The 24,217-nt window shown below is 39.4% G+C and carries 24 protein-coding genes, 1 riboswitch and 1 other annotated feature; of the genes, 8 read left to right on the forward strand and 16 right to left on the reverse strand.

Annotated elements, in window-relative coordinates; all coding sequences use genetic code 11:
* Positions 1 to 18: 18 nt before the first annotated feature.
* Together AC1D0Y_RS05345 and thpR are read right to left on the reverse strand one after the other, a co-directional pair.
* Complete coding sequence (locus AC1D0Y_RS05345) at positions 19 to 945, reverse strand: hypothetical protein (RefSeq protein ID WP_098249349.1); 927 nt, start codon at positions 943 to 945, stop codon at positions 19 to 21.
* Positions 946 to 1,080: 135 nt separating this feature from the next.
* Positions 1,081 to 1,635 carry an RNA 2',3'-cyclic phosphodiesterase gene (thpR, locus tag AC1D0Y_RS05350; protein ID WP_098965582.1) on the reverse strand — a complete coding sequence of 185 codons (555 nt, stop codon included), beginning with the start codon at positions 1,633 to 1,635 and terminating at the stop codon, positions 1,081 to 1,083.
* 190 nt (positions 1,636 to 1,825) lie between these two features.
* Between thpR and cysK the strand changes: the two genes are divergently transcribed.
* Positions 1,826 to 2,758, forward strand: a complete 933-nt coding sequence (cysK, locus tag AC1D0Y_RS05355; protein ID WP_334038342.1) for a cysteine synthase A — start codon at positions 1,826 to 1,828, stop codon at positions 2,756 to 2,758.
* A 32-nt stretch (positions 2,759 to 2,790) separates the two neighbouring features.
* Here the strand turns inward: cysK and pepV are convergent, their stop codons facing one another.
* A complete protein-coding gene (gene pepV, locus AC1D0Y_RS05360) occupies positions 2,791 to 4,194 on the reverse strand; it encodes a dipeptidase PepV (protein ID WP_060747098.1) in 1,404 nt (467 codons plus the stop codon).
* A gap of 408 nt (positions 4,195 to 4,602) precedes the next feature.
* On the opposite strand from pepV, the gene AC1D0Y_RS05365 reads away from it, so the two are divergent.
* Positions 4,603 to 4,824, forward strand: coding sequence for a DeoR family transcriptional regulator (locus AC1D0Y_RS05365; protein WP_013059517.1), 222 nt, complete (start codon positions 4,603 to 4,605; stop codon positions 4,822 to 4,824).
* Positions 4,825 to 5,046: 222 nt separating this feature from the next.
* On the opposite strand, the gene AC1D0Y_RS05370 is transcribed toward AC1D0Y_RS05365, so the two are convergent.
* Together AC1D0Y_RS05370 and AC1D0Y_RS05375 are read right to left on the reverse strand one after the other, a co-directional pair.
* Positions 5,047 to 5,763, reverse strand: coding sequence for a pseudouridine synthase (locus tag AC1D0Y_RS05370; protein WP_334038346.1), 717 nt, complete (start codon positions 5,761 to 5,763; stop codon positions 5,047 to 5,049).
* Between the two features lie 51 nt (positions 5,764 to 5,814).
* Positions 5,815 to 7,458, reverse strand: a complete 1,644-nt coding sequence (locus tag AC1D0Y_RS05375; RefSeq protein WP_013085248.1) for a putative polysaccharide biosynthesis protein — start codon at positions 7,456 to 7,458, stop codon at positions 5,815 to 5,817.
* Positions 7,459 to 7,668: 210 nt separating this feature from the next.
* Between AC1D0Y_RS05375 and AC1D0Y_RS05380 the strand changes: the two genes are divergently transcribed.
* A complete protein-coding gene (locus AC1D0Y_RS05380; protein WP_098249352.1) occupies positions 7,669 to 8,940 on the forward strand; it encodes a BaiN/RdsA family NAD(P)/FAD-dependent oxidoreductase in 1,272 nt (423 codons plus the stop codon).
* A 4-nt stretch (positions 8,941 to 8,944) separates the two neighbouring features.
* On the opposite strand, the gene AC1D0Y_RS05385 is transcribed toward AC1D0Y_RS05380, so the two are convergent.
* The 8 genes from AC1D0Y_RS05385 to AC1D0Y_RS05420 form a co-directional block, all read right to left on the reverse strand.
* Positions 8,945 to 9,124: a sporulation protein Cse60 gene (locus AC1D0Y_RS05385; RefSeq protein WP_013059521.1), complete on the reverse strand. Its 180-nt coding sequence runs from the start codon at positions 9,122 to 9,124 to the stop codon at positions 8,945 to 8,947.
* Positions 9,125 to 9,561: 437 nt separating this feature from the next.
* Positions 9,562 to 9,873 (reverse strand): rhodanese-like domain-containing protein, encoded by a 312-nt coding sequence (locus AC1D0Y_RS05390; RefSeq protein WP_334038349.1) that lies wholly within the window; start codon positions 9,871 to 9,873, stop codon positions 9,562 to 9,564.
* Between the two features lie 239 nt (positions 9,874 to 10,112).
* A complete protein-coding gene (gene leuS / locus AC1D0Y_RS05395; protein WP_028410481.1) occupies positions 10,113 to 12,527 on the reverse strand; it encodes a leucine--tRNA ligase in 2,415 nt (804 codons plus the stop codon).
* A 64-nt stretch (positions 12,528 to 12,591) separates the two neighbouring features.
* Positions 12,592 to 12,810 (reverse strand) — a binding site (T-box leader).
* Positions 12,811 to 13,053: 243 nt separating this feature from the next.
* Complete coding sequence (locus AC1D0Y_RS05400) at positions 13,054 to 13,245, reverse strand: hypothetical protein (protein WP_286128339.1); 192 nt, start codon at positions 13,243 to 13,245, stop codon at positions 13,054 to 13,056.
* Between the two features lie 64 nt (positions 13,246 to 13,309).
* Positions 13,310 to 14,632 carry a GntP family permease gene (locus AC1D0Y_RS05405; RefSeq protein WP_028410479.1) on the reverse strand — a complete coding sequence of 441 codons (1,323 nt, stop codon included), beginning with the start codon at positions 14,630 to 14,632 and terminating at the stop codon, positions 13,310 to 13,312.
* Between the two features lie 156 nt (positions 14,633 to 14,788).
* Positions 14,789 to 15,976: an MDR family MFS transporter gene (locus AC1D0Y_RS05410; protein ID WP_028410478.1), complete on the reverse strand. Its 1,188-nt coding sequence runs from the start codon at positions 15,974 to 15,976 to the stop codon at positions 14,789 to 14,791.
* A 158-nt stretch (positions 15,977 to 16,134) separates the two neighbouring features.
* The gene (locus AC1D0Y_RS05415) at positions 16,135 to 16,290 is read right to left on the reverse strand and encodes a hypothetical protein (RefSeq protein WP_028410477.1); all 156 of its coding nucleotides are present in this window, start codon (positions 16,288 to 16,290) and stop codon (positions 16,135 to 16,137) included.
* Between the two features lie 12 nt (positions 16,291 to 16,302).
* Positions 16,303 to 16,566, reverse strand: coding sequence for a YtzC family protein (locus AC1D0Y_RS05420; protein ID WP_013059528.1), 264 nt, complete (start codon positions 16,564 to 16,566; stop codon positions 16,303 to 16,305).
* 169 nt (positions 16,567 to 16,735) lie between these two features.
* On the opposite strand from AC1D0Y_RS05420, the gene mnmL reads away from it, so the two are divergent.
* Positions 16,736 to 17,698, forward strand: a complete 963-nt coding sequence (gene mnmL, locus AC1D0Y_RS05425) for a tRNA modification radical SAM protein MnmL/YtqA (protein WP_028410476.1) — start codon at positions 16,736 to 16,738, stop codon at positions 17,696 to 17,698.
* Positions 17,695 to 18,264 carry a tRNA 5-(aminomethyl)-2-thiouridylate-methyltransferase MnmM gene (gene mnmM, locus AC1D0Y_RS05430; protein ID WP_098249355.1) on the forward strand — a complete coding sequence of 190 codons (570 nt, stop codon included), beginning with the start codon at positions 17,695 to 17,697 and terminating at the stop codon, positions 18,262 to 18,264. Before mnmL ends, mnmM begins: the two co-directional genes overlap by 4 nt.
* A 12-nt stretch (positions 18,265 to 18,276) precedes the next feature.
* Here the strand turns inward: mnmM and AC1D0Y_RS05435 are convergent, their stop codons facing one another.
* Both AC1D0Y_RS05435 and AC1D0Y_RS05440 read right to left on the reverse strand, forming a co-directional pair.
* The gene (locus AC1D0Y_RS05435) at positions 18,277 to 19,335 is read right to left on the reverse strand and encodes a tetraprenyl-beta-curcumene synthase family protein (RefSeq protein WP_334038357.1); all 1,059 of its coding nucleotides are present in this window, start codon (positions 19,333 to 19,335) and stop codon (positions 18,277 to 18,279) included.
* Between the two features lie 31 nt (positions 19,336 to 19,366).
* Positions 19,367 to 20,143 carry an alpha/beta fold hydrolase gene (locus AC1D0Y_RS05440; RefSeq protein WP_060747092.1) on the reverse strand — a complete coding sequence of 259 codons (777 nt, stop codon included), beginning with the start codon at positions 20,141 to 20,143 and terminating at the stop codon, positions 19,367 to 19,369.
* 107 nt (positions 20,144 to 20,250) lie between these two features.
* Between AC1D0Y_RS05440 and AC1D0Y_RS05445 the strand changes: the two genes are divergently transcribed.
* The 3 genes from AC1D0Y_RS05445 (at position 20,251) to AC1D0Y_RS05455 (ending at position 22,658) form a co-directional block, all read left to right on the forward strand.
* Complete coding sequence (locus AC1D0Y_RS05445) at positions 20,251 to 20,778, forward strand: gamma carbonic anhydrase (RefSeq protein ID WP_334038358.1); 528 nt, start codon at positions 20,251 to 20,253, stop codon at positions 20,776 to 20,778.
* Between the two features lie 191 nt (positions 20,779 to 20,969).
* Positions 20,970 to 21,494, forward strand: coding sequence for a phosphatase PAP2 family protein (locus tag AC1D0Y_RS05450; protein ID WP_014457968.1), 525 nt, complete (start codon positions 20,970 to 20,972; stop codon positions 21,492 to 21,494).
* An 18-nt stretch (positions 21,495 to 21,512) separates the two neighbouring features.
* Positions 21,513 to 22,658: a glycosyltransferase family 4 protein gene (locus AC1D0Y_RS05455; protein WP_477707364.1), complete on the forward strand. Its 1,146-nt coding sequence runs from the start codon at positions 21,513 to 21,515 to the stop codon at positions 22,656 to 22,658.
* 32 nt (positions 22,659 to 22,690) lie between these two features.
* On the opposite strand, the gene metK is transcribed toward AC1D0Y_RS05455, so the two are convergent.
* Entirely contained in the window at positions 22,691 to 23,893 is a 1,203-nt protein-coding gene (metK, locus tag AC1D0Y_RS05460) for a methionine adenosyltransferase (protein WP_013059536.1), read from the reverse strand.
* A 132-nt stretch (positions 23,894 to 24,025) separates the two neighbouring features.
* Positions 24,026 to 24,143, reverse strand: a riboswitch (SAM riboswitch).
* Positions 24,144 to 24,217: the final 74 nt, after the last annotated feature.

The following is a 24,217-nucleotide window of genomic DNA, read 5'->3' on the forward strand; positions in this document are numbered from 1 at the left end:
ATAGCGTGAATGTTCGTATTATTCACCTGCTTCGAATTCCCGGTCAAAATAAATACTCTGGCTGTGTTCGAGCAATACTTGAGCTGCTTTCATCTGCTTAAACTTTAAAGGTGCTTTAGATTTCCTAAGTTCATAAAACCATTCTTCATACTTTCTAGCATCTACAAATTCAACCTGATAAGGCTCCGCAGCGTAATCAATGTATCCATTTCTGCTCAGTAATATTTTCTTTACGTTATGTTCAATATCGTGAGTACGATAGATGCTTCGGACAATTTGCTCCGTTCGATTTAACCCAATTAAAGGATTTAATATCTTTTTTTGATCTCTTCCTCTTAACTCTGTCCAAAAATTTTCTTTTGAATACTGAAAAACAGCACTTTTATATGTTTCTATTAAACAAATACAGAGGGTTTCTGTTGGAGTAACAATAATGATATCTCCTTCTACCGGAGCTTTATTAATCAGGAAAACAGGCTTGTACATCACGAGACACGTATCAGGAAAGCGCTGAATAAAATAACGGAGAGCTTCATCATGGTAATATTTACGATCTGCTTGTGAGAACTCAAATAAAGTGGATGTAGCCCATTTCATTTGAAGATCAAATACATTTTCTAAAAACAATATTTTCAAGTCTTCCGCTGTTTGTGGAAGAGTTGTAAACCTCAATAGCTCTTGATTTTCCACGCTATCGCTAGGGAATGATTCTTCCACTTCACACGTTTCTTTTTTTCTTGTAAACCGCTCTTTTGCTTTTTGCAAAAATGAACGTTGAGCTTTCGTTTCTTCTTGTACAGGCGGCTCATGTAATAGCCCTTCTTCAAATAATTGCTTTGCTTTCTTCCAATTATGCTTTTTTAAGTGATTAAACTGAGACGTGTAGTGATAAACGTCTTTTTCATAACGGGAAATATAATCTTGCACCTTAAGTAGCTGCGCCACGTTTACATCAATCCCCTAATTAAAATTCCTCTAAAACTTTGTTCGCCGATGATTTCTCTATTATCATCGGCGTTTTCTTTCCTTTGATAAGAGTGATTTTTAAATAACCTCTCTCCATGCTTGTATGTTCATATGCTACTGTGACTGCAAGGAAAAAGATAGTATTTTTTTATATTTAGGTTTGCTAGCAGGATGAACTTCAAAAAGGGCAAAAGAACTTACTTGAAACTCTTCTTCAATCGACGTTTGCTTTAACTGTTCTTCCAATAGTCCCGCTTCCCCTCCCCACTTCTTTGCAATCGTAATATGAGGACGATAAGGACGTTTTTCGTATAAGCCGCTTAGATCTCCCCATACGGCCTGTATATCCCTTTGCAGATTCATAAGCTTATCACTTGGCCTAAGGCTTACATAAAGCACTCTAGGCTTGTTATAAGCACCGAACACATCGTACTGACCTGTCTGCAGTGAAAAACTTGAATGACGGGAGGCTACTTCTTTTAAGCAGGTAATCAGCTTTTCCTTTTTGTCATCTAAAAACCCTAAAAAATGTAGCGTTATATGATAATCGTCAGGGTATGTCCATTGTTTGAAAGGAAAAGGTATTAATTCCTTTGCCCAATTTTCTGCCTGATGTGCAATGGATACAGGCACATTGATTCCAATAAAATAGTGTTTATCACCTTTCATCAAATCTCTCCTTTTCTTTTCATTATCTTTCCCCAATTGGTTATGTTCAAAAAGAGCTAGATCTATTTTAAAGGTTTTTCCGGATGAAATAGAGAGGTTTTTCTGAAAATTTGCCATGTGCTTAAAAAATAAGAATTTGTGTTATCATAGAAACAATACAGAGAATTTTTATAAGAAAAGGATGAGAAAAATGAAAGTTGTTAACAATATGGCTGATTTGATTGGCGAGACACCTCTTGTTAAGTTGAATCGTCTTCAACCTGCAGATGGAGCATCCGTTTACTTAAAACTGGAGTTTTTTAATCCAAGCCGTAGTGTAAAAGACCGTGCTGCTTTTAATATGATCGTGGAAGCTGAAAAAGCAGGCTTGCTCAATGAAAATTCTACTATTATTGAACCAACGAGCGGAAATACAGGTATTGGCTTAGCTATGAATGCAGCGGCAAGAGGTTATCGTTCTATTTTAGTCATGCCAGATACCATGACTCAAGAACGAATTAACTTGTTAAAAGCATATGGTGCTGAAGTTGTTCTAACACCGGGTGATGAGAAAATGCCTGGAGCAATCCGTAAAGCAGAAGAACTTACAAAAGAAATTCCAAATGCATTTATGCCCATGCAGTTTGAAAATAACGCAAACCCTGATGCTCATCGGAAAACGACTGCTAAGGAAATTATCGAGGCAATGAACGAGTTAGGCAAAGACCTATCTGCTTTTGTGGCTACTGCTGGAACAGGCGGAACGATTACAGGAACTGGTGAAGTCCTAAGAGCAAACTATCCAAATATGACCGTTCATGTTGTGGAACCAGCTGGGTCTCCTGTCTTATCTGGAGGAAGACCTGGGAAGCACAAGCTTGTAGGAACAAGCCCTGGATTTATTCCTGATACGCTTAATGTAGATGTTTACGACGAAATTTTAAAAATTAAAGATGAACAAGCCTACGATATTACGCGACGCTTGGCTTCTGAAGAAGGAATTTTAGTCGGTCCTTCATCTGGCGCTGCGTGCTATGCTGCTATCGAGGTAGCCAAAAAATTATCTCCTGACCAAGTGGTCGTATGTATTGCTTGCGATACAGGTGAACGTTATTTATCAAGCGACCTGTTCTCATTCGAATAATAAAAAAGCGAACGCAAAGGCGTTCGCTTTTTTTATTTAGCTAATTCGTAAATAGCCTGTGCATAAATAGCTGTTGCACGAAGTAAATCTTCAATTACCATGTACTCGTCTTTTTCGTGCGCTACTTCTTCACGGCCTGGGAAAAGAGGTCCAAATGCCACACCCGCTTCTAATGCTCTGGCATACGTTCCTCCTCCAATTGAAATAAGTGTAGGTTCTTCATTTGTTTGTTCTTGGTAAACCTTTTGAAGCGTTTGAATAAGCTCATGTTTTTGATCGACGTGATGTGGCTTAGAATCTGTAAAATGTTTGATGGTCATTTGATAAGATTCACTTTTTTCTTTAATCGTATCAATAATATCGTCAATATGAGCTGATACAGGATAGCGAATATTTAAACCAAAGTGCCCCGCTTCTTCTTGATTGTAAGACATGATTCCAACATTTATTGTTAAATCACCCGTGACCTCATCTTTGCGATTTAAGCCCATTTTTTCTCCTAGTGCATCTTGGACTAAATACGCATTTGCATAACCTACAAACTGATTAGCTTGTTCATCAAGTTCTAATGTGTGTAAAAAGCGAAGAAGCGTAAGTCCAGCATTTTTCCCTTTATCAGGCACACTGCCATGTGCTGAAACGCCTTCTAAAGTAAGTGTGTATACACCGCTCTTTTCTGTTATTGAACCTTTTACAGACTGATCTTTTAAAAATTGATCATATTTATTTTTAATATCCGTTTCACTATGGAATTCAAGAACAGCTGTTGCAAGATCAGGAACCATATTGTAGCGTCGCCCAGAGACAAATGATGTAAGCTGAACACTTCCCTTTGTTCCTTCAATTGGCTGCTGGCGAATTTCTACGTCTGTAATGCCTTTTTCAGCAAAAATGATAGGAAAATCCGCATCCGGCGCAAATCCCATCGTTGGCATCTCTTCATGGTTGAAGTAGTGATCCACACATCTCCAGTCACTTTCTTCATCCGTTCCAATGATCATTCGAACCCGTTTAGATAGAGGAAGCCCTAAATCTTTCACAATTTTCATCGCATAATAAGCAGCCATCGTCGGGCCTTTGTCATCGATTGCTCCTCTAGCAAAAATTTTCCCGTCTTTTATTTCACCGCCGTATGGATCAACCGACCACCCGTCTCCTTCAGGAACAACGTCTACGTGACAAAGAATGCCAAGAAGGTCTTTCCCTTCTCCTGCTTCAATATGACCTGCATATCCGTCTACGTTCTTAACGGAAAACCCGTCATTTTTTCCTTTATTTAAAAGAAAGTCAAGCGCTTGAGCAATTCCAGGTCCAAATGGCTCTTCTTGTTTTTCTGTGCTTGTCAAAACACTTTTAATTTGTAGAAAACGCTGCGTCTCAGCTAGAATTTCAGCTTCTCTTTTTTGAACTTCCTCTTTCCAATTAATTGCCGTCATCTGTTTGTCTCCTTTTCCTGCTTTTACAGATTGTATCTATCATTACTATTGGTAAATTTAACTTTATCATACCTTTATATAGAAAGAAATAATTGTCTCTTTCCTTTCATATCAAAGGTTTACAGAGTCAAAATTCCGGGAAATAAATTGTAGGCACAATCGATAAAAACGGATTCTATTTGTTTATTGTTTACATATACTATAAAAAATGTGCAAATAGAGGAAGGAGATGTTACGAAAGGATTACATATTTATATCATTTTTTGTAAATATTGTGTTAATTTGCGTTTTCTCTTTTATTTTTCTGTCGATTTTGTGTACAATAAGGATAAGGACTGAAATAGTGCTTGACATCTCAGAGTTATAAAGAAGTTGTGCCTTACGAAAAACGAATAAGGAAGTGGTTTTTTGAAACCTTCAACTAATCGAATGCTAACTCGTATCAAATCGGTCTATATGTTCATTTGTAAAAATGGAACAGTTACAACGCAAGAGCTCGTAGACGAATTTGGTATTACACCAAGAACCATTCAGCGTGACTTGAATGTGTTAGCATATAATGATTTAGTTCGCAGCCCAAGTCGCGGTACATGGACGACTACGCAAAAGAAGGTCAAGATGTCATCCTAGTAAGTTTATTTCAAGGGTAGTAAGTGATTTATATATAGAGATAAAATTCTACGCAGTAGAAAGTCAAGACTTGGACGAGTGCATAGTCCCCCGCTCCATTTGCACGTCAAGCAGAGTTGGTACTCGTTTAAGTGCTTTAACGTGAAATGTTTCACTTGTCTGACAAAGTGGACAAAAAAAGGAACCATTTTAGACTTAGGTTCCTTTTTCTTTCGCCTCTTCTTAGGCATTTGATTTTTGCAATAAAGCTAGTTCCTCTTCCGTTAACTCCCTATACTCTCCTAAATCTAACGACTCGTCTAATAGCAAAGCTCCCATAGATAAACGTTTTAAATACGTTACTTTTTTTCCTCTTGCTTCAAACATACGCTTCACTTGATGAAATTTCCCTTCAACGATCGTTAATTCAATTTCTGATTCCCCACCGCTTGTTAGTATCTTTAACTCTGCTGATTTTGTTACATATCCATCATCAAGAGTGACACCTTGTCTAAATGCTTCAGCATCTTCTTCAGTCACCGGTGCATTAATTTTTGCAAAATACGTTTTAGGAACGTGCTTTTTAGGAGATAGAAGCTGGTGTGCAAGCTGACCGTCATTCGTCAGCAGCAAGAGCCCTTCTGTATCTTTATCTAAACGCCCTACCGGAAATGGGTCATACACAGCATCGTCAAGTTCAAGCAAGTCCAAAACTGTTTCATGAAGAGAATCTTCTGTTGCTGATATGACGCCTTGCGGCTTATGAAGCATAAAGTAAACAAATTCTCGGTAAGAAACGGCTTCGCCATGCACAGTTATTTCTTGTTCATCTGGATTAACGTGGACCTTAGCATCTTTAACTGCTGTACCGTCTACCTTAACAGCTCCAGTCTTTAAAAGACCTTTAACTTCTTTTCGGCTTCCGTACCCAATGGTAGAAAGCAATTTATCCAAACGCATGTAATATCCTCCTCTTTTTTGAAAAGAAGATGACTCTAACGAGTCATCTTCTTAGGCACTGCGCTGTTTATTTCGGCGCAGTATCTTTCTTTCAATTGCACCTGTTACCCTCGCTCCCATTACTTTTTCAAGCAGGCTTGAACGATAGGTAATAATAAAGTAAATAAGGCCGCCTACTGCTGCTCCTATAATCGTAATAACAGTGGCAGAGAATCGTCCTGGCGTTGTAAACAGACCAATCACTGCTGCAACAATTTTTACGCTGATTCCCATAATCGCAACAAAAATGAGAATAAGCACAGATCGTTTTATAAACTCACTGTAGTTATATTTTGCGTGTTTTTGAATAAGCGCAAACATATAAACAAGAGATACGATATAGCCTAGTGCTGTCGCTAAAACTGAACCAATCTCGTGGAACATAAGAATAAATGGAACGTTCACGACAATTTTCACAATCAATCCAAATAATAGACTTAAAACAGCATATTTTTGTTTGTTGATTCCTTGTAAAATAGCTCCATTAACCGTAAAAAATGAGAACAATAAAGCTACCGGTGCATAGTAAAGTAAGACATTTCCACCCGCATCCGATGCATCTGTTCCAAAGAAAAACGTATAGGCTGGGCCAGCTAAAGCCATTAATCCTACAGATGCTGGCAGTACAAGAAACATAATCGTTTGATATGTTTGATCAATTTGCTTTTGCAGTACGTTATAATCTTTATTCACAAAGGAACGTGTAATCGTTGGTACAAGAGTCAAACCGAACGCCGTAGCTAATGAAACGGGAATCATCACAAGCTTTGGAACATAAGACTGAACAATTCCGTTCATTGACTCTGCTATTTCTTTTTGTCCAGCCGCTACCATTGCACGGTTAAATGTGAATTGGTCCACATACTGATAAAGCGGAATAGCCAAGCTGACAAAGACATATGGCAATGAATACGTAAGCAGCTCTTTAAAAATGGATACGGTAGAAATACGCGTAGGCGTTACCGTCTGCTCGTTCACCATTTTATCAAGATAAGGCTTTCGTTTTTTCCAGTACCAAATTAATACAGCCAGTCCAGCAAGAGCTCCTACAAAAGCCCCCATCGTAGCAAATCCAACGGCTAATGCAAGACTTCCATGGACAACTTTGATGACGATATAGGTAGATGCCAATAAAAAGACAACCCGCACAAGCTGTTCAACTACTTGTGAAACAGCTGTTGGTCCCATAGACTGGTGACCTTGGAAAAATCCTCGCATTAAACTCATCATCGGTACTACAATTAACGCAACACTAACCATTCGCATAACCATTACTACATCTTCTAAGGAGTTATTTAAATCAGAACCTCCCAGTGTAATTCTAGACATAACAGGAGCTAACGAATATAAAAGTAAAAATGCAAGTATTCCTGTGACAAGCATTAATTTCATGCCGGCCCGGTACATTCTTCTACTCGTATAGTAATCACCGAGTGCATTATATTTTGATACAAATTTCGATACGGCCATTGGCATACCGGCTGTAGCAATACTTAAATAAATAGCATATTGGTTATATCCGTAACCAAACAGTGCCCCCCCTACGGTTCCAACAAGGATCGCAAATGGAAATAAATAAATCATTCCCAAGATTCGGGATACATAGGTGCCAAGCGTCAGCACAAAGGTCCCTCTTAACAATTTTGAATCAGACATACGTTTGCCTCCGATACTTAATGTTACATACTGATAATAATGATAGAATTGAAAAGAAGCAAGTGACAGTATACACTAAGAAAGGTCTTATACTCACTCGCACTCGTCAACAAACTAAAAAACAAAGACTATAGCCCATTTTATCCAATGTTGAGAGATTTGTCAGTGAACAAACTAAAATTTTTTAAGAATAGACAGGTTGGTGAAAGTATGATATATGATGTAGTCGTAATCGGAGGAGGACCTTCTGGTTTGATGGCATCGATTGCAGCTGGTGAGTCAGGTGCAAACGTATTATTAATTGATAAAGGCAATAAACTTGGACGAAAGCTTGCCATTTCTGGAGGCGGACGCTGTAATGTGACAAACCGTCTTCCCATTGATGAACTTATTAAACACATTCCAGGAAACGGCCGCTTTTTATACAGTGCGTTTTCTGTTTTTAATAACGAAGATATCATCTCTTATTTTGAAGGCCTTGGAATTAAATTAAAAGAAGAAGATCACGGACGTATGTTTCCGGTCAGCAATAAAGCGCAATCTGTTGTTGACGCATTAATTAGCGAACTTCACCGTCTTCGTGTGACGATTCGCACAAACACAGCCGTTAAACGCGTAAACTATGAGAACAACACCGTGAAAGAAGTTGTGCTTCAAAACGGGGAAGCAATCCAAACGAAAAGCGTTGTGATTGCAGTAGGTGGAAAATCAGTACCTCATACAGGTTCGACAGGAGACGGTTATCAATGGGCAAAAGATGCGGGGCATAAAATTACTGAGCTTTACCCAACAGAAGTTCCTATTACATCTAGCGAACACTTTGTTAAAACCAAAACGCTTCAAGGTCTATCGCTTCGCAATGTAGGACTAAGCGTGCTAAATAAAAAAGGCAAGCCTGTCATTACTCATCAAATGGATATGATTTTCACTCACTTTGGCATCTCTGGCCCTGCCGCTCTTCGCTGCAGCCAATATGTTGTTAAAGAGTTAAAGAAACAAAAAAGCAACACTGTTCAAATGTCTCTTGATTTATTTCCTAGCCAAAACGAAGAAGATATTTTTCAGCAATTAGTCAAAACAACAAAAGAAGAGCCGAAAAAAGCAATTAAAAATGTCTTAAAAGGTTTTGTATCTGAACGCTATCTATTGTTTTTACTCGAGCAGGCAGGCATTGATAGCCAGGCGCTAGCAGGACAGCTTCAGCATGAGAAACTGAGAGAATTTGCAAAACTGTGCAAACGATTTGAATTTGCTGTAAACGGCACGCTTTCTTTAGAAAAAGCATTCGTCACAGGAGGCGGCGTATCTGTTAAAGAAATTCACCCAAAAGAAATGTCTTCGAAATTTATGCAAGGCCTTTACTTCTGCGGGGAAATTCTTGATATCCATGGATACACTGGAGGATACAATATCACTTCCGCTCTTGTAACAGGCCGTTTGGCGGGGAGTAATGCAGGAGAATTTGCAACAAGCCTAGCATAATATGCTAGGCTTTATACATAACCATGGCTGAAAAACAGTACACCTGCTCATCACGATCAACATCCACTGTCACCTGGTATTTAATATCAACGACGTCTTCATCCTCTAATTTCCGTAAAAATCGATTCACCGCAAATTCTAAATCTTTTTCATGCTCTTTATCAAACATTTTCACTTGTATCACAGCTTCTACCACCTTGTCCTATCAAATTTGTTTCAATCAGAATGGACTGTTTCTCTTGATGATGGTTTTTGTACGGATTTTCAATCTCTTACTACTTCTATTTTTATGAGGGCTTTTATAGATTTAGTCATCATTTGTTTTCTTGCTATCATTTTAGTCGGATGGCAGAAGTTTCATTCAAAAAAGAGGAACGAAATGAATCCAATCTAAAGGCGAACAAATGGGATACATGAGCTGAACCGCTTGTAACACGGGAGTCGATTTCCTTGCAAGACTTCGCTTTCCGCAGGAGTCTTGCAAGGAAATCAACTGCTAGAAGGAACGAAACAAATAAAACCTATGTTCACCATAACAAAAAAAATGAACCACTAATCAAACATGTTGATCAATAGTTCATTTTTCACTTCAGCTAAGATACTTTTGTCCCAGCCTCTTTTTTATTTATTAACCGTTTTTCCTTCCCACTCTAACATACCACCAACCATATTTGTTACTTTATATCCTTGTTCTTGAAGGTAGTAACATACGTTTTCACTGCGGCGGCCCGAACGGCAAATGAAAATATATTCTTTGTCTTTATCGAAATGATCCACACTAGCTGGAATATCATTCATACGAATATGTTTAGCAGTTGGAATCATTCCTTCTGCTACTTCTTCATCTTCACGCACATCAACTAAATGAAGTTCTTCTCCCTTTTCAACGCGTTTTTGAAGTTCCTCAGGCGTAATTACTTTTACTTCTTCCATCTTCGTCATTCCTCTCTATTCTTTCATTCAGCTTGCTATCGCTATTGTAGCAAATTCAAATACCTTTATGCCACTAAATAAGAAAAGCTTAAGCAGCAGCCTGCCTGAGCTTTTCCAATCGTAGTTAAAGGTTTGACTAAGCGTCTGATGTCAAACCCGAAAGGCGGACATCAGGCGCTTCGGTCTAGAAGAGAACCCCTGACTGCTCTTTAGTCAGGGGTTCTTTTCTACATCAATACTTAATTAGCTACGATGTTTACTAATTTACCAGGCACAGCAATCACTTTGCGCACTGTCTTACCTTCAATGAACTCTTGAACATCTTCATTAGCCATTGCAATATCTTGAAGCTCTTCACGAGATGCCTCAGCAGGTACATTAACTTTTGCACGTACTTTACCGTTAATTTGAACGACAATTTCCACTTCATCATCTACAAGTTTCGCTTCGTCAAACGCAGGCCAAGCCTCATACGAAATTGTATCTTCGTGACCTAGTTTGCTCCATAATTCCTCAGTCGTATGAGGACAAATTGGTGCTAATAGCTTCACAAATCCTTCTACGTATTGCTTTGGCAGCACGTCAACTTTGTATGCATCATTGATGAATACCATAAGCTGAGAGATACCTGTATTAAAACGGAGGCCTTCGTAATCTTCCGTTACTTTTTTCACCGTTTGGTGATACACGCGTTCAAGCGTAGTGTCATTGCTTTCTTGAACCTTGCTGCTTAATTCACCGTTATCGTCAACAAGTAAGCGCCATACACGATCTAAGAAACGGCGTGCACCATCAAGCCCTTTTGTTGACCAAGCGATTGATGCATCTAAAGGTCCCATAAACATTTCGTAAAGGCGAAGCGTATCTGCACCGTGGCTTTCTACGATTTCGTCTGGGTTTACAACGTTACCTTTTGACTTACTCATTTTTTCGTTGTTTTCTCCAAGAATCATACCTTGGTTAAACAGTTTTTGGAACGGCTCTTTTGTTGGAACTACGCCGATATCATATAAAAACTTATGCCAGAAACGAGCATATAATAAGTGAAGAACAGCGTGTTCAGCTCCACCGATATAAATATCAACCGGCAACCATTCTTTTAATTTATCTGCATCTGCTAACGCTTCACTGTTTGTTGGATCAATGTAGCGTAAGTAATACCAGCAGCTGCCTGCCCATTGAGGCATTGTATTTGTTTCTCGGCGCCCTTTTTTTCCTGTTTCCGGATCTACAACGTTCACCCAGTCATCAATGTTTGCTAACGGAGATTCACCTGTGCCTGACGGTTTGATTTCAGTCGTTTTTGGTAACACAAGCGGAAGCTGATCTTCAGGAACTGCCGTTGTTGTGCCATCTTCCCAGTGAATAACAGGAATTGGTTCACCCCAGTAGCGCTGACGGCTGAATAACCAGTCACGCAGACGGTATGTTACTTGTTTTTCACCTTTTTCATTTGCTTGAAGCCACTGAATCATATTTGAAATTGCTTCTTCTTTATCTAAACCATTTAAGAAGTCTGAATTAACGTGCTCGCCGTCGCCTGTATAAGCTTCTTTTGAAACGTCTCCGCCGGCTACCACTTCTTTAATCGGCAGTTCAAATTTAACCGCAAATTCATAATCACGCTCATCGTGAGCCGGAACAGCCATAATTGCACCGGTGCCATAGCTCATTAGAACATAGTCAGCAATCCAAATTGGCATTCTCTCGCCGTTTACAGGGTTAATTGCATAAGCACCAGTGAATACGCCAGTTTTGTCTTTAGCTAAGTCTGTACGTTCTAAATCGCTTTTGCTTTTAATTTGATCTAAATACGCTTCTACCGCTTCTTTTTGTTCGGCTGTTGTAATTTTTTCTACAAACGGATGTTCAGGTGCTAAAACGGCATACGTTGCCCCAAATAGCGTGTCAGGACGCGTTGTAAACACAGTAAATGTGTCCTCGTATCCATCGATTGTGAAGTGCACGTGAGCTCCTTCAGAGCGGCCAATCCAGTTGCGCTGCATTTCTTTAATACTTTCTGGCCAATCAAGCTCATCTAAATCTTCTAGTAAACGATCTGCATAAGCTGTGATTTTAAGCATCCACTGCTTCATTGGACGACGCTCAACCGGATGTCCCCCACGCTCACTTTTGCCGTCAATAACTTCTTCGTTCGCAAGTACTGTTCCTAGAGCAGGACACCAGTTAACAGCTACTTCATCCACATAAGCTAAGCCGTTTTTATATAGCTGTAAGAAAATCCACTGCGTCCATTTGTAGTAGTTTGGATCAGTTGTATTAATTTCTCGCTCCCAATCGTAAGAGAAACCTAACGATTTGATTTGACGACGGAAATTATTAATGTTAAGTTCAGTGAATTCAGCCGGGTCATTTCCTGTATCTAATGCATACTGTTCAGCAGGTAATCCGAATGCATCCCATCCCATCGGATGAAGTACATTGTATCCTTGCATACGCTTCATACGAGATAAAATATCCGTTGCTGTATAACCTTCTGGATGCCCAACGTGTAAACCAGCGCCAGATGGATAAGGGAACATATCTAATGCGTAAAATTTACGCTTTCCTTCATCTTCTGTTGTTTTAAATGTTTTATTTTCTTCCCAAACTTTTTGCCATTTTTGTTCGATCTTTTCATGATTAAAAGCCATACATAATCCTCCTTGTACGCTCCAGCTGTATTTAATTAAACTAAAAAACCCCTCATCCCTCAAACAAAGGGACGAGAGGTTGAATAAACTTCCCGCGGTACCACCCAAATTAGCACAATTATGTACTCACTCATTTTCCTTAACGCGGATAGACGGCAAATGTTACTTTACTTCACATTTACAACTCCAAGGTGAGTTCATGAACGCTCGTTTGCTGACTCGCACCACCCGTCAGCTCTCTTAGCTCGCTTCGTTCACTACTATTCCTTATCATAGTTTTTACATCATACTACCTTGTATTGTAAATAATATGTTCGTAAACTGCAAGTTGTTCAACGGATTTTGTAAAAGTTTCTGCACTGCAGCACTGCTTTGTTGCTAAATCCTCTCTTTCATTCTTATATATGAACAACTTCTCCCAAAAACATACATCCATGGCCAAACAAAAAAGGGATTGAGACATAATTGAATCAATCCAATTTAAAGACGAACAAATAGAATAAATGCGTTAGTATGAATCTCTTGGTTACACCGCTGTTGATTTCCGTGCAAGACTTCTCTTTCCGCGGGCAGCCGATGAGCCTCCTCGTTGCTTACACTCATGCGGGGTCTCACCTATTTCAGGAGTCTTTGTCTTGCCCTCCACTCCGCAGCTAGAAGCACCTAAACAAATGAAATCTACGTTCACCATAAACATGAAAAGATCCGAACGATTCATCGTTCGGATCTTCCTTCAACTAAAATACTTTTATCCCAGTCCCTGCTTTCTTTAGCTGCTATTATTAAATGCCAAATCCAAAAGAAAACAGAATGATCGCAAGTACAAGACCAACAAGCGGTACAATCACCGTCATTGCTGCAACTGATCCATACGCATCTTTATGAGTTTCTCCGCAAATAGAATTAATGGTTGTTACGACATAACCATTATGAGGCAAGGAATCTAGTACTCCAGAGGAAATAGCGACTACGCGATGGAGAGCTTCTGGATTTACACCAGCATCTAGATAGTGAGGTGCTAAAATTGGCAAAGCAATCGCCTGACCTCCTGAAGCCGAACCTGTCATCCCCGCGATAACACTCACGGCAATAGCTCCTCCGATCAACGGACTTCCTGGAATATGCGTCATGGCATCTACAGCCACTCCAAACGCGGGAACAGCCTTAGCAACTCCTCCAAAACCTACGACAGCGGCTGTATTCCCAATAGCAATTAACGCACCCAGCGTTCCTTCTGAAGCTGCATTCCAAAATCCTTTAAAATGCTTTCGGTTTACAATGTATGTGACAATGATGCCGCTTAAAAGTGCGACAATCAGCGCAGATTGCTGAAGTGGCTTATGAAGTGCAAAAGAAATAATGAGCACGACCACAAGCGGAAGCAAACTTAATAAAGGATTAGGAAGAGATTGATTTTCCGTTACTACTGGATCTTTCTCGCGTGATATAAAACGCTCCCCATTTTTAACTGCTTTTGAAATCAAGCGCTTTAACCACCAGTAGCCAAATACAGCCATCACTACCGCTACAACTAAACTAACTTCCCACCCTGCATACGGACTCGTTTTTAAATATTCAATTGGAATCCAGTTTTGGATTTCAGGCGATCCAGCCGAAGTCATCGTAAACGTAACGGAACCGAATGCTAAAGCAGCGGGTATAAACCGCCTCGGCAAATCAGCTTGTTTGAATAAGCTTAAAGCCATTGGATAAACAGAGAATGCTACTACAAACAGACTGACTCCGCCGTATGTTAAGACCGCACAGGCAAGTACAATCGCCAACACTGCTCTTTTCATTCCTAGTTTACTGACAATCCAGCGGGAAACACTATCGGCGGCCCCGCTGTCTTCCATTACTTTTCCAAAGACGGCCCCCAATAGAAACATTAAATACCAAGCAGCAATAAACCCTGTGAAACCAGACATGTAATTTCCAACAAAATTTGCTTCTCCTTCTTTCACCAGCTGCGGAAATAAAGGCATTCCGCTTGTTAACGCAACAACTAAAGCACTGAGCGGACCTGCTATAAATAAATTCATGCCTCTCATCGTTAATACAATGAGCAGCAATAATCCTCCAATTAATCCAATCATACTAAGCATGTTTAGCCCCCCATGAAGTTATATAATTAGAAAACGCTTACATTTTTACAGGTGTATACTCCTTCCTTTGCTTGTCACGACCCTTACTATATTATTAAAGGAATACTGAAGACATTCCTACGTTTATTAAGCCATCAAAAATAAAACCATCTCTATTTATTTAGAGATGGTTAATGGACGCTGACGTTTTTCTTTTAATTTATAATCGTATATCCATGTTGTACACATGCTGAATAACAATAGAGCAATTAATAAATAGCACAGCGTAGACATATTAAACGCATCGAAAATAACGCCTCCAAAGAGAGGACCAATCATTTTACCTGCAGTAGCCATGCTGTTAACTACACCTTGATAAAATCCTTCTTTTCCAGATGGAGCCAACTGACTTGCAACAGCCGGAATGGCTGGCCAAACGAACATTTCTCCAATTGTTAACACAATCATTGCTGTTAAGAACTGCGGAAATGTTGTAGCATTCACCACGATAACAAAAGAAGCCACAAAAATAACCGTTCCAATTAGGACCTGTACTTTTAATGTTTTTGCTACTTTTTGAATGATGGGTACAATCAAAGGCTGACCGACTACAATTAAAATCCCGTTAATCGTCCAAAGCAAACTGTAGCTGGAAAGAGGTATATTCAGCTCACGCGTATGCGTAGCAATCGTTGTTTGCCACTGAACATACGCCACCCAGCATAAGACATACCCCGTACATAAAATAAGAAGAGCAGTCAGCTTCGTTTTATGCCCAATGCTCCCTGCTTCATTAAGGACATTCGTTTGTCCAACGGTAACCGAAATATGACGATATGAAAAAATAGCAATAAGCAGAAAAATAACGTATAAAATTGTATTAGCTAAGAAAATATACGTAAATGAATAAGACGCTACAATGCCCCCTACCGCGGCGCCAATAGCTACTCCTGCATTTTGAGCAACGTACATCGCATTAAATGCTTTTCTTCCGCCTTGTGGCCAAACGGACCCTGCCATTGCATACATAGACGGAAACACAATACCAGATCCAAACCCTACAACAACCAAGAGAACAACGTATGTAGGCCAACCATGGAAAAACACGAGTCCCACTAATGCAATAAGAGTAATAATAATTCCTGATAAAATGGATTTATATCCTCCGATTTTGTCAAAAAGCGTTCCTCCAAGCAAATTCCCTACTACGCTTGCCGCAGAATTCAGCATAAGAACCACTCCTGCGACGGATAACGACTTTCCTAAATGTTCATTTATATAAATTGTATTGAGAGGCCATAAAAATGAAGCTCCCGTTACGTTTACAAGCATACCAATAATCAAAAACCAAAGTGATTTGGGCATTGATCTCCCCCCTATCTATTCGAATGCCAACGTACATTCTAGTCTTTTCTTAAAGGGTTCGCAATGCTTTTACATATAGACAATTTATTTGAAATTCGCTGACTATTTAAAAAGGTGATTCCACATGACAATATCATGCAAAACCACCTTTTTATCGCTTATTTTCGCTTCGAACGAACCGGCTGTGCACGCTTGCTGTTTCGTGCTTTTAATTCTTTTACCGGATCAAAATCTTTTCCTAGCTCAATGTCATTGCTGTTGATCCCGTTTTTTGTTTTTTGTTCCGGATTATTTTGATTTGAACGCGTTGCCATAAAATCCTCTCCTTAATGCTGAGTTGTGATCAATTTATTTTGCAGCTGCTGAACTTGCAGGCGCATGCGATATAGCTGCTCTCTTTGCTGTGCATTTGCACTGTGAGAAAACTCTTCAATTTCTTTATAAGCATTTTCTAATTTTTCCTGTGCTTTTGTATATTCAGTGTCGTTATAATGTTCTTGCTTCATGCCTTCCTGCAACTGACCTTGTCCAAAGCGAATAGCATCTTCACACTGTTGCATAAGTTGATCCACTGCTTGACGAGTTGTCATTCTCTATTCCTCCTATTCGTTCATTTCTGTCTTATTTTGCGCAACTTTACTTCCCTTTACGACAAGAAGAACCTGTTAAATATAAGCATCCTTAAATTTGTTTGGCACTTTTTCACGTTTTTGATACAATTTGTTGATGTATATTGCATGTAAAAAGGAGGTTGCTGATTTGAGTCAGACAAACCCATTTCCGTATAAATCTGAAAACAAACGTTATCACACCTGGAATTACCACTTACGTAACCACTTTGGCCATAAGGTATTTAAAGTAGCCTTAGATGGAGGATTTGATTGTCCAAACAGAGACGGCACGGTAGCTCACGGCGGCTGTACGTTTTGCAGCGCTGCCGGCTCAGGGGATTTTGCCGGAAACAGAGCGGATGACCTCGTGACACAATTTAATGAAATCCGTAAAAAAATGCATCATAAATGGAAAGACGGAAAATACGTTGCTTACTTTCAAGCATTTACTAATACTCATGCTCCTGTCGAGGAGCTTCGTGAAAAATATGAAGCCGTCTTAAAGCTTCCCGGAGTTGTTGGGCTTTCTATCGCCACGCGCCCTGACTGTCTCCCCGACGATGTGGTGGAATACTTGGCTGAATTAAATGAACGAACTTATCTATGGGTAGAACTTGGACTGCAAACTGTTCATGAACGAACTTCACTGCTTATTAACCGGGCACACGATCATCAATGCTATGTAGATGGGGTAGCAAAGCTTCGAAAACACGGTATTCGCGTTTGTTCTCACATCATTAATGGTTTGCCTTTAGAAACACCTGATATGATGATGAAAACCGTACGTGAAGTAGCAAAATTAGACGTTCAAGGAATTAAGATTCATCTGCTTCATTTACTAAAAGGAACTCCTATGGTCAAACAGTATGAAAAGGGCCTTGTTGAATTTCTTTCATTTGAAGAATACGTAAAGCTTGTATGCGATCAGCTCGAAGTAATCCCTCCTGAGATGATTGTTCATCGTATTACAGGCGATGGACCGATAGACCTCATGGTTGGACCGATGTGGAGCGTAAATAAGTGGAGTGTATTAAATGCCATTGACCAAGAGCTCCAACGTCGCCAAAGCTATCAAGGAAAATATTACGAAAAAGAGTTGATGGAAAGATGAAAATAGAACGTATCCTGCCTTTTGCCCGCACATTGCTCACTAATGCTGTGGCCGAAGGAGATGTCGCGATTGATGCCACAGCAGGAAATGGACATGATACATTGTTCTTAGCTAACTTAGTCGGAGATACAGGTCATGTATATGGATTTGATATTCAACCTCAAGCTATTCAAGCAACTCAGCAGCGATTGACCGAACACCATGTAGAAAACAGAGTAACACTTATCCAAGAAAGCCACAGCAATATAAACATGCTTCCTCGTTCTATTAAAGGACAAGTCACGGGCGCTGTCTTTAATTTAGGTTATTTACCAGGTGGAGATAAAGACATTGTCACCACTTCTGAAACAACAATCTCTGCAATTGAGCAGTTACTTGATTTGCTAGCACCTGAAGGAGTGATTGTGCTCGTTATTTATCATGGACACGAACAAGGGAAACAAGAAAGAGACGATTTACTAACATATGTCCAAAATCTTGATCAAAAAGACGTTCACGTTTTACAATATCGTTTCATGAATCAGCAAAACAACCCTCCCTTCATCATTGCTATTGAAAAAAGATAAGCCGTATATGGCTTATCTTTTTAACATTCGGTACAAGCGTCCGTTGATATAGAAAAAGTAGCTGAGGGCTCCCCCCGCTTTTATTAACCTACGTGCATTCACATGAACATGTTTTTGTGCCCGCACTTTTTGATCCGACAAATAAACGCCCAAGAGTCCTTTATAGATAAAGCAGTGAAAGTGATAATCGGGCAGTTTTTTAGCATATTCGTCCGCTTTTACGACAAAATGCAAAAAGCGATCCATCATTTGCTGATAATGAGGATAATAAAAACAAAAGTTCAAATCTCCTCCTGCTTTATCTTCTTCTTGGTCAATTAAATAATCGAGTAAAATATGTAAGCCTTGAATATAAGGAAAATATCCTGCTTTTATTTTCTGCGTCATTTCTTCGGTCATCTCTTCTTGAAAGCTATAGGCAACTAAACAAAAAATTCCTAACGTTGAACCAGAGCACGCTGAAAATTCATACCACTCCATTTCAGGAACACTGTGCCGGTGAGCATCGAACCAATTCTCTAATCGTGGAACTCTTTCCTTAATCTCAACATGCTTATGTATTTGCAAATCACAATAATAATTAGCTAGTTCTAATAAATGTGAAGAGACTATATGGTAATTACAAGCTTTTCGCAAGGACTGCTGACAAGTCTGGACAAGTCCGGCTAAGTATCCTCCGTCGTCTTTATCCGCTCGAAAACGATAGTAATCTCCAAGAGGTGCATGAGGAGTCAACGCATCTGGCATCGATTCATGCAAGGCGGCAAAATCTTTAGGGTCTAGCGAATTGCTGCGGTCACATAAGTTATCTAAGTAATCGCTGATTGTTTGGTAGGCAACAATAAATTTCACGCATTCAATCATGTTTTCTTTCGCTAAAATCGATAGGATACCGCCTCCTTCACAATGAAAAGTTTTTGTATCGATACTTGCCAATGCTTGAGTACGCAATTCTTTATTAGGAATCTTTTTTGCTCGTTCACGCCAGTGATTAAGCTCATGATGAACGACAGGAAACACTTCTCGATAAATTTTTCTCATTAATGAAATAGGATGAGACGGAATCTTCATTTATTTTCACCTCAATTTCTTACCGCACTTATTAAATGTGAAGATCGACAAAACTTTTCGCATATGCAAAAACGTATTCTCTTTCAGGCTCATTAAAGATTTCGTGATACAGCTGAGACCATTCTTTGTAGATTTTTTCACTTAGCTCTATTTCATCAAACCACTGCCTAACAATCAGCTTTTCAATAATTTTATCTTCTCCTGCCTGCATCACAAGAAGCGGGACATCAGGCAAACGATCGATATCTTTAAAAGCTAAGTTGACAGCTTGGATCAATTCCCGGTACCATCTTACAGAAACTTTTGTAACATACAGTGAGTCATTTTCATCTTCATCTCGAACTTCTTGGTTTCTTGTTGCTTTTTCAACAGTGAGACCTAAATCGAAAAGTTTGTTCGGCATGACTTTATTTAACCCTTTAGATAGCATATCTAAATAAGCCGGTACTTGCTCTTTTAATCCTAAACAAGGAGAGGAAAGAATCGCACCCCATATAGGGAGGTTTTTTGTCTGGAGCGTACGAATAACCGCTAGTCCTCCCATACTGTGACCTAACAGGAAAATAGGCAAATCATATTTTTGCGCTTCACGTACCCATTCTTCCACTTCATACACATATTCATCAAAGGATAGGATATGTCCTCTTCTTCTTGTTGTTAAGCCTTGGCCAGGAAGGTCTCCCATAATTACGTGCATTCCAACCGAACGCCACATCTCAATTAGCCAGCGATAGCGTCCGTGATGCTCCGCTGCTCCATGGACCATGACAATAACGCCTTTTGGATTTACTGCTTCCCATTTATGCATTTGAGTTACTCCTTCTTCCTTTTTTTGTTTACCTGCTTAAAAAACCTTTGTACACTTACATTAGAAGATTTACTACTTTTTTTCAACTAATAAAGGGAGATGATTTGATGATTTATCCGTATAAAGAAAAAATGCCTACCATTGCATCTAGCTGCTTCATCGCAGACTATGTCACGATTACTGGAGATGTCACCATTGGTGAAGAAAGCAGCATTTGGTTTAACACTGTTATTAGGGGAGATGTTTCACCTACGATTATTGGTAAACGAGTAAATATACAAGATCAATCAACACTCCATCAAAGCCCAAATGCTCCTTTGCTTATTGAGGATGATGTAACAGTAGGACATCAAGTTATTTTACATAGCTCCATCATCCGCAAACGCGCGCTCATTGGCATGGGTTCTATTATTTTAGACGGTGCGGAAATTGGTGAAGGTGCTTTTATAGGTGCTGGAAGCTTAGTGCCTCCCGGTAAAAAAATACCGCCTAATACTCTCGCACTCGGCCGACCTGCTAAAGTGATCCGCACTCTTACAGAAGAGGATTTAAAAGATATGCAGCGCATTCGTACAGAATATGTAGAAAAAGGGCAGTATTATAAGTCTATTAAGAAATCTGATTCTTCATTATAAAGGAAACGTTCCCTCAGAAAGTCATACTGAGGGAATTTTTTTAGTATCTCCACAAACTCTCCAATCATGTTCTATTCTCTCCACAATTGTAAAGAAATTTCCATATTAATTTACATCGTTTTAGTACTGCCTCCACAATTAAAGATTAAACTGAATAATAAAGACGTATTTATTGAAAAGGGAGCGACTCTATGAAAGCCAAGTTAATTCAGTATGTATACGATGCCGAATGCCGATTATTCAAAAGCGTAAACCAACATTTTGATCGAAAGCACTTAAATAGATTTTTACGTTTACTCACTCACGCCGGCGGAGCCACGTTTACCATTGTGATAGCGTGCTTGCTGTTATTTCTGCATCCTTCATCCGTCGCTTACGCTTGTGCGTTTTCTCTAGCCGTTAGTCATATTCCTGTGGCCATTGCTAAAAAACTATATCCGAGAAAACGACCTTATATTCAATTAAAACATACAAAAGTATTAGAAAATCCATTAAAAGATCATTCATTTCCATCTGGGCATACAACAGCTATTTTTTCGTTGGTTACCCCTCTTATGATTGTTTATCCAGCCTTCGCTGCTGTTCTTTTGCCTCTTGCAGTAACGGTAGGGATTTCAAGAATTTATCTCGGTCTGCACTATCCGACGGATGTCATGGTAGGCCTGATACTGGGCATCTTTTCAGGTGCTGTTTCACTGAACATATTTTTAACTTAATTGATAGGAGGAGTACTAATGAGAATTGCTTTATTTACGGATACATTTGCTCCAGAAGTTAACGGAGCTGCTAAAACACTTTATCAATTTACTCAGTACGTCAAATCAAAGCAAATTCCCATCCAGGTATTTGCTCCTGAATTTGCTCATGATCAGTCATTTTCAACGGATGTTCACCGTTCGCCCAGCATGCCGTTTTTTCTTTATCCAAACAGCCGCTTTTCATTGCCAAACGTTCTAAAAATTAAAAAGCAGCTGCAGGAATTCAATCCTTCTATTATTCATTTGGCCACTCCTTTTACAATGGGGCTTTGCGGCTCCTATTACGGGAAAAGATTAGGTGTTCCTCTTGTCGGCTCTTATCATACCAATTTTGATGATTATTTATCTCACTATGAACTTGAAAAAATGCGTGTACCACTGCAAAAATATATGAAATGGTTTTATAAACCTGTACAAAAAATATTCGCTCCCTCTGAAGTGACCAAACAGCAGCTAGAAGAACAAGGGTTTCACAACGTAGCTATTTGGTCGCGAGGAGTAAATCATAAATTATTTCATCCCCACTATGACCGCTTTGATATTCGTATTAAATACAATATTAAAAAGCCCTACATTTTAACGTATGTAGGAAGATTAGCTAAAGAAAAGAACGCTGATTTTTTAATAAAAATCGCACGATCTCTACCGGATCATATCCGGCATCAAATTCACTGGGTTATTGTAGGAGACGGCCCTTTAAAAGAACAAATGCAGCAGCAAGCATCTGAGCATATGACATTTACAGGCTTCCTTGAAGGTAAGCAACTTGCTCATATCTATTCATCATCTGATTTGTTTGTTTTTCCTTCAGAAACAGAAACCTTCGGAAATGTTGTACTGGAGTCTCTTGCTTCTGGAACTCCTGTAGTGGCAGCAAATGCAGGAGGAGTTAAACAGATGGTTCAGCACGGGCGAAACGGCTACCTTTGCAAACCTCACTCCTTAGAAGAATTCAGTTCGGCTATTACAGATTTACTCGATGATTTGCATCAGCGGCTTCACTTTGGCCATGCAGCGAGGCAATACGCTCTTACTCAATCATGGGACGCCATTTTTCAACATTTGCTTTCAGAATATGAAGGTGTCGTAGAAAAATCTGCTGCAGGTATTCAATGGGCATAAAAAAAATCTCCGTTTTCACGGAGATTTTTTTATTATTTAGCTAAAGCTTGAGTTTTTAATGCTTCCGCTTTGTCTGTGAACTCCCAAGGAAGCTCCACATCCGTACGACCAAAGTGGCCGTAAGCTGCTGTTTGCTTATAAATTGGGCGACGTAAATCAAGCATTTTAATGATGCCTGCTGGACGTAGGTCAAAGTTTTTGCGTACTACGTCTACTAGTACTTCTTCAGAAACTTTTCCTGTACCGAATGTATCAATTGAAATAGATACTGGTTGTGCAACACCAATTGCATATGCTAGTTGTACTTCACATTTATCAGCAAGATCAGCTGCTACAATGTTTTTCGCAACATAACGAGCTGCATAAGCTGCTGAACGGTCTACTTTTGTTGCGTCCTTACCAGAGAATGCACCGCCGCCGTGACGAGCATATCCGCCGTAAGTATCAACGATAATTTTACGACCAGTTAAACCAGCATCTCCTTGAGGACCGCCGATTACGAAACGTCCTGTTGGGTTAATGAAATACTTTGTATTTTCATCAATTAACTCGTTTGGAACAACTGGATTAATCACATATTCTTTTAAGTTACGTTGAATTTGCTCTAACGTTACTTCTGGGTGATGCTGAGTTGAAATAACAATTGTATCGATGCGAACAGGTTTGTTGTTTTCATCATATTCAACTGTTACTTGTGTTTTACCATCCGGGCGAAGGTAAGGAAGAATTTCTTCTTTACGTACTTCTGTTAGACGGCGAGCAAGTTTATGAGCTAATGAAATTGGAAGAGGCATTAATTCTTTTGTTTCGTTACATGCATAACCAAACATTAACCCTTGGTCTCCAGCTCCGATTGCTTCGATTTCTTCATCTGACATTTGACCTTCACGTGCTTCTAACGCTTGGTCTACACCAGCAGCGATATCAGCTGACTGCTCGTCGATAGATGTTAATACTGCACAAGTTTCAGCATCAAATCCGTATTTTGCACGAGTATAGCCAATTCCTTTAATTGTTTCACGAACTGTTTTAGGAATATCCACGTAAGTAGAAGTTGTAATTTCACCACTTACTAAAACTAAACCAGTTGTTACGCTTGTTTCACAAGCAACACGAGCATTTGGATCCTTTGCTAGGATAGCATCAAGAATTGAGTCAGAAATTTGGTCACAAATTTTATCGGGATGTCCCTCTGTAACAGATTCTGACGTGAACAGACGACGTTGTGTTGACATCAGTTTTCCTCCTTATAAATACGATACATTGTGATACGGTACTCATTCCCTTATTTTCATTACACGTTAAAAAATATAAAAAAACCTTTCCTTGTATCGAGGAAAGGTATCAAATTCTACATAAGCCTTTCACTCTTATCGATCAAGGTTGTGCCCTTGCATCAGGTTAGCACCTTATCGTCTACACAAAAAAATGACGATGGTTGCTGGGTTTCATAGGGCCTGTCCCTCCACCAGCTCGGGATAAGAGAGTATCCGTTCAAGGACATATAATACATGAAAAAGCGCTTCACTGTCAACAACATTCAAATGGAAATCATCTCT

It is taken from the genome of Priestia sp. P1_B12_1, from assembly GCF_056406695.1.